Raw genomic sequence first — 6000 nt, forward strand, 5'->3', positions numbered from 1 at the left:
GCGCCGGTTGTAAGTTGTTCACTCAGAGTAAAAACCGGGTAAACAAAGGTTTGCAGAAGATGGAAAAGTTGTTGACAAAGAATGCGGTATACTGTATCTAAAGAGGGTTATCCGCAAGGAGGTGCTATGGCGCGACCGATTATCCCCCTGACCGACAAATGGCGGCAGGAGTTCATTCGACCGCGCGGCCCATCCAATGTGCCGCCGGTTGGCAGCGAAGCCCCCGACTTCACGCTTCCCTATGCGCAATTTCTCAGTGGCCCGCCCGAGGATCGGGTGGAATACGGGCGCACAATCACGCTTAGCTCCCTCCGGGGGCGACCGGTAGTGTTGAATCTTACCCGGATCGTGAGCGATCGTTTCTTCTGACCGCATTGCGCGCCGCAACTGGATGCGTTGCGGGAGCAATATGATGCATTCGCACAGCGCAATGCCCATTTACTGGTAGTCAGCAGCACTGACCTCGAGATGACCAGCTTCGTCGCCGAAGTGCTGCGCGCGCCGTACCCAATCTTGAGCGACCCAGAGTGGGGAGTATTCTATCGCTATGGAGTCGGTTCGGCCATGGGTGTACCGCTACCCGGCGTGTTCGTGATCGACACACAGGGTATTATTCGCTGGAGCTGGGTTGCGCCGCTCTCGGTCATTTTCTCGCCGCCGCGTCCGCCAGAGCTGGCAGCAGTCTTGGATAGCATCGCCGAATAGTGAAGGGCACTGTGGATACATTCACATCAACATTTCCGCCGTCGGTCACAGTATGCATCGAACACTGCTCGGCCTCTGGCAGATGAGTCGACCGTTGATCCTGCCCAGCGGCGCGCTGGCGTACTTCGTGGGCACTGCGATTGCCGCTCACAACCAGCCGCCGCTGGCCTGGGAACAACAGGCTGCCGGGTTAACCCTCACGATGCTCGCCAACCTGGCTGCGCACTACGCCGATGAGTATGCCGATGCCGACACCGATGCGCTGGCCTGTCACACCGGTATTTCGGGCGGCAGCGGAGCCATCGCTGCCGGTTTAGCCAGCCGTCAACTGGCCCTACAGGCGGCGCTGGTCGTGAGTGGATTAACCGTTGTCGGCGGCCTGTGGGCCGTAGCCAGTGGCCTGTTACCGCCGGCAGCCGGTGTCATTTTGCTGATCGGTCTGGCGGGAGGATGGGCCTATTCAATGCCGCCGCTCGCGCTCGAGCGACGAGGCTGGGGTGAGATCACCAATGCGCTGCTCGGCGGCCTCTTCATGCCGCTGATGGCCTATGCTTCCTCGCGGGGCACACCACCGCTCACAGTCTATCTCCAGCTCCTGCCGATTGTGGCTGCGGCAATGACCTGCATCATCGGCGTGCATTGGCCGGATCGAGTCGCCGATGGCCTGGTAGGCAAACGCACACTCTCCGTCATCCTGGGGCAGCGCGTTCGATGGATCTGGTGGGGCTGGATCGCGCTGGCCTACCTGTTGCCATGGATCTTGCCGATGGCGATTCCACCAACCGTTGCCTGGGCAACGTTGCTCACCTTACCGCTCGGAATCTTTGTCGCTGCGCGCGCCACTCGCGCGGAATCGGCCTGGCCGGGAGGCCTGTTGATGAGTGGGTTGATGCTGGCGCACATTATCGCCTATAGCGCAGGTGAATCGCTGCTTCAGGTCGTCTGGAGATAATGGACGCCAAAAACTGCAGGTTTGACTTCCCGCACATTTGTTTGTATACTCAAGTCAGCGAACTCCACTCTAAACATAAATGCCCGGCAAAGGAGGTACGGCTTTGGCATCTCAGCTTACGCTCAATTTAGAATTGCCCGACTCTCCATTGATGACATCCAACGTTTCATCCACATCTGCTCCTTCAGTCATCTTTCGTGACTCGGCGTTCGAACAAAACAAACAAGACGCCATTCATCGCTGGATCCCCTGGATTGCCGGTTTTTCAGCCAGGTTTGTTGCCGATATATTAGACTATTATCTCCCCAACGCCAGTCACACTGTTCGTGTCCTCGATCCATTTGCAGGTGTTGGCACAACACTGGTAGAAAGTCTTCGAAGAGGGTACCATAGCATTGGTTTTGAAGTGAATCCCTTTGCCGCTCTTGCTTCGCGCGTCAAATCATCTGCCTTTACGATTGACCCCCAAGAATTTTGGAATACCATCTCTGTATTCGAAAACGAAGCGAGGCAACGCACCAGTGCTCTTGATCGGGCTTTTGCGCATGGTGACGATCCAGCGCACTGTCTTCCAGAACCAACGTCACGCCCACCCATGAACTTTCGCTCTCGAGTGCCATTTTTCAGTCCGACGGTTGAGCGAAAGATACTGCACTGTCTTGATATTGTGCGTGAAATTCCTCAAACTCAGATACGAGAAATTGCGCTACTGGCCATTGGCTCCATTCTCGTGCAGGTATCTAACTATTCTTACGAGCCTAGCCTTACCTCGCGCATGGCCGCCGGCAAAGAAAATATTTTGAACGCAGATGTCGTTGGTATGGTATCCGCAAAACTTCGCGCAATGCATGATGATATTGTCATCTACCGAAGCGAGATGGAGAAATTTACGCCATACCCAACTGTGGAAGTGTTTAACAGAAGCTCACTTCACGTACAGCACATACTTCCTGCCGAACACGTAGATATTGTTATCACTTCGCCGCCATATCTGAACAATTATCACTATATCCGCAACACAAGGCCACACTTGTTTTGGCTTAATCTCGTGAGCGATTCAGCCGATCTACGAACAATAGAGCAGGCAAACTTCGGGAAATATTGGCAGACAGTCCGCGACAGTCAACCGGCGCAGCTTACATTTCGATTGCCTGCGCTCGAAGAGGTCATTGACGCTATCGCTGCCAGGAATCCAGAAAAAGGCATTTACGGTGGGAGAGGTTGGGCGAATTATGCGATAACGTACTTTAATGACTGCTATCAAATGGGTAGAAATTTACAGTATGTGCTTAAGCCTCAAGCTGTCGCAGTATTTGTTCTTGGCAATTCAATTATGCAAGGAATTGAAATTCCAACAGATCAATTTTTCGCTGAAATTGGACAGTTGTGCGGGTTACAACGAGAAGCCATTCACGTTTTGCGGGCGAAGCGGGTTGGCAACAGCATTATCAATTCGTCAGTGCGCAATGGACAAACAACAGGAGTCACGCTATACGAAACGGCAGTGGTTTTGCGAAAACCATAGTCAGTTCTGAAATTCGTATGCAGCCGTTTAATCCTTTAGACAAGAAAAACCTGGCAACAATTGTGGCAAAGCAGTTATTAGAGCAGCCGCTTGAACGTTTGCCCCCAGTTCGATTTGAAGGTGCAGGAGTATACGCAATTATTATACGAGCAAGAACAAACCATACCATCTATACCAGCCGCTAGCGCTCAAAGACTTCTCCGATAAGAATGCGAAACCTGTCTATGTCGGCAAAGCAATGCCGCCAGGCGCCAGAATTGGTGGCTTTGGGCTGAATACTTCTCCCGGTCCAGTTTTGTATAATCGACTCCGTGAGCATGCAACATCGATATCAACAAGTAGACAACCTCAGTCTCGATGACTTTTGGCGCCGATACCTGGTCGTTGACGATATCTGGATCGCTCTGGCTGAGAATATGCTCATCGAGATGTTTGCGCCGGTATGGAATACAACCATTATTGGATTTGGCAGTCACGCTCCTGGCAAAGGCCGACACAACCAGAAACGTTCCGCGTGGGATACCCTTCATCCGGGAAGACCATGGGCGGCTGGTTTGCCACCCAATGCGCAAAGCGAAGATGAGATTATCGCTATGGCGCGGAACGTCATTCATCAGCAGCAAGCGGAGTAAGGTTGTCAAGAATTGGATGGAAATAGCTCTTTCCCATCACCCTTCAAATAACATTTAGCACTTTCTCGTTCATAGCGTTGAATGAGCAGGTATGTGTCAATCCTATATCAGCCTTTGAACGTGTTAATAATTCCAAATCCCTACGCTAAACGTAGCTAACAGCAGGATATGTGAATACCTTAGTCGTAACAATTCTAAAAATTCTGGCCGTTGTTGGTTTTGGTTATGCCTTGCTCTGCCTGTTTATATACGCAGTGCAGGAACGCCTGATCTTCGTCCCGCATATCGATCCACCCGGCGCGGCCTACGATACCCGATCTGCCGCCGAAGACATCTGGCTGCCGGTTGAAAACGCAACCCTGCATGCGCTCTGGTTTCGGTACCCCGATCCACGCGGCATTATCCTCTACTTTCATGGCAATGGCGGCACGCTTCGGAGCTGGGTAGCCGTTGCCCCTGATCTGGTTGAGCGCGGCTACGATCTGCTACTGGTTGATTATCGCGGGTATGGCAGAAGCACCGGGCAGATCAGCGGCGAGGATCAGCTTCATGCCGATATGACTGCCGTCTACGATTGGGCGGTTGCGCGTTACCCCGAAACGCAGATCGTACTTTACGGTCGATCGCTGGGCAGCAGCTTCGCTACCCGGCTGGCAGCAACCCGCAATCCCGGCTTACTCATTCTGGAAAGCCCGTTTTACAGCCTGGAAGCATTGGCCCGCCGCCAGTTTCCCTGGGCACCTTCGTTTCTACTCAAATATCCGTTGCGCACGCACGAATGGATCGGGCAGGTGCGCTGTCCGATTGTGATCATCCACGGCACCGACGATACAGTTGTGCCCTTCACCCACAGCGAACAACTGGCCAATCTGGTCACAGCGCCACTCCGGTTTCACCGGATTGAAGGTGGCGGACACAACAATCTGGCCACGTTCGCCGCCTATCACGCTGCGATTGACGCCGCGTTGACACAATGATACAGGTTAGACAATCAACACCTGAGCGGCCAACGCCAGCGCAAACTGGCCTTCAGATTGCAACTGCCGCAACCTCTCACGCCACACTACGCGCATTCACTAACTACCAGGTCATGCAACCCACCCATTCCGGTAAAGACAAAAAACCTTGCCGGAGTGACCGGCAAGGCACTGGCAAACTGGAGCGGGCGACCGGACTCGAACCGGCGACATTCTGCTTGGAAGGCAGATGCTCTACCTGCTGAGCTACGCCCGCTTCCCCTTTACTTTAGCACAATCCTGGCGCTTGCGCAACTCTGCTCAGTCCGCGCGTCACTGCGCGCCATCGTAACACGACAGCGAAACACAAACACCGCCAACCAGAAGCGCAAGCCCGCGCGCGAATTGCTCATTGCCCAGATCGATGCTCAATCAGCGCTGTGGCCTGGGCGAGCGAGCGGTATTGCTGAAAAACTTCCTCTCTCCATTTAAATGGATCAGGCGGCGATTCTAACTTCTGCGCCTTGCGATCAATTAGTTCGAACACCTGGTCGATATGCGCCAGCTCATCGGCGAGAGAGCGAAAAAACGCCTGCTCAGATCGGTCTGCCATCGCCATCACCAGCTCCAGACGCAACGCGAACTCGATCATCAACACCCGCGGCGCATCGCCGGACAGCGCATCAAGCAGGCGACGTCGTTCCTGAGATCGCATCCAATCCCTAATCACAGGGATCGACCACGAATCACGAGGCTCGAACTGTTCAATATTTGTCATCCACTCGCGCCGCAATGTTATCCGCAACTGACGTAACTCCTGGCGCAAACTCCACAACTTCTGCTTCTGCCACTCGCCAATCGGCGCCGAACACAACTCACGCGCCGCATAGAAGATACGTTCAAGCGTGGCCCACTGATCGACTGCGCGCATCTTCACCAGCCAATCAATCTTGCGATCAAGCTGCTCCAGCCGGTTTACCAGGTCGATATTGGAAATGATATGCGCTATCGCAACCACAGTTGGCACAATGACCGCCAGTTTAGGAAACAGCGCCGGCGCTATGCGCGCAATCTCATAAATTTTTCCGTCAAGACCAACCAGCACCGGCCACTGACCGTTCATAATTTTTAAACTACCACTGTTAAGCAATCTTTGCCCCTCTGGCGAGAAGATAACAGTATACGCATTGCGTTCAACCATGATCTTCTGGACAACGATTATTCCAACAT

The 6000-nt window shown here is 53.5% G+C and carries 6 protein-coding genes, 1 tRNA gene and 1 pseudogene; 6 read left to right on the top strand and 2 right to left on the bottom strand.

The genetic code is table 11. The features are described 5' to 3' along the window. Positions 1 to 126 precede the first annotated feature (126 nt). The 6 genes from Q0650_RS16555 to Q0650_RS16575 all read left to right on the top strand — a co-directional run bounded on the left by Q0650_RS16555 (position 127) and on the right by Q0650_RS16575 (position 4791). Complete coding sequence (locus Q0650_RS16555) at positions 127 to 705, top strand: peroxiredoxin family protein (protein ID WP_298820968.1); 579 nt, start codon at positions 127 to 129, stop codon at positions 703 to 705. Between the two features lie 52 nt (positions 706 to 757). Further along, entirely contained in the window at positions 758 to 1657 is a 900-nt protein-coding gene (locus tag Q0650_RS16560) for a prenyltransferase (protein WP_298820970.1), read from the top strand. Positions 1658 to 1760: 103 nt separating this feature from the next. Further along, entirely contained in the window at positions 1761 to 3182 is a 1422-nt protein-coding gene (locus tag Q0650_RS16565; RefSeq protein WP_298820972.1) for a hypothetical protein, read from the top strand. A gap of 130 nt (positions 3183 to 3312) precedes the next feature. Next, positions 3313 to 3543 carry an Eco29kI family restriction endonuclease gene (locus tag Q0650_RS18880; RefSeq protein WP_367280832.1) on the top strand — a complete coding sequence of 77 codons (231 nt, stop codon included), beginning with the start codon at positions 3313 to 3315 and terminating at the stop codon, positions 3541 to 3543. After that, positions 3500 to 3814, top strand: coding sequence for an Eco29kI family restriction endonuclease (locus Q0650_RS16570; protein WP_298820974.1), 315 nt, complete (start codon positions 3500 to 3502; stop codon positions 3812 to 3814). The genes Q0650_RS18880 and Q0650_RS16570 overlap by 44 nt, the downstream gene beginning before the upstream one ends. Before the next feature lie 170 nt (positions 3815 to 3984). After that, complete coding sequence (locus Q0650_RS16575) at positions 3985 to 4791, top strand: alpha/beta hydrolase (RefSeq protein ID WP_298820976.1); 807 nt, start codon at positions 3985 to 3987, stop codon at positions 4789 to 4791. Positions 4792 to 4971: 180 nt separating this feature from the next. On the opposite strand, the gene Q0650_RS16580 is transcribed toward Q0650_RS16575, so the two are convergent. Next, positions 4972 to 5047, bottom strand: a tRNA-Gly gene (locus Q0650_RS16580). 132 nt (positions 5048 to 5179) lie between these two features. Next, positions 5180 to 6000, bottom strand: a pseudogene (locus tag Q0650_RS16585) (hypothetical protein); the annotation flags it as partial.

This window comes from uncultured Chloroflexus sp. (genome assembly GCF_937129525.1).
In the GTDB taxonomy this organism is placed as follows: domain Bacteria; phylum Chloroflexota; class Chloroflexia; order Chloroflexales; family Chloroflexaceae; genus Chloroflexus.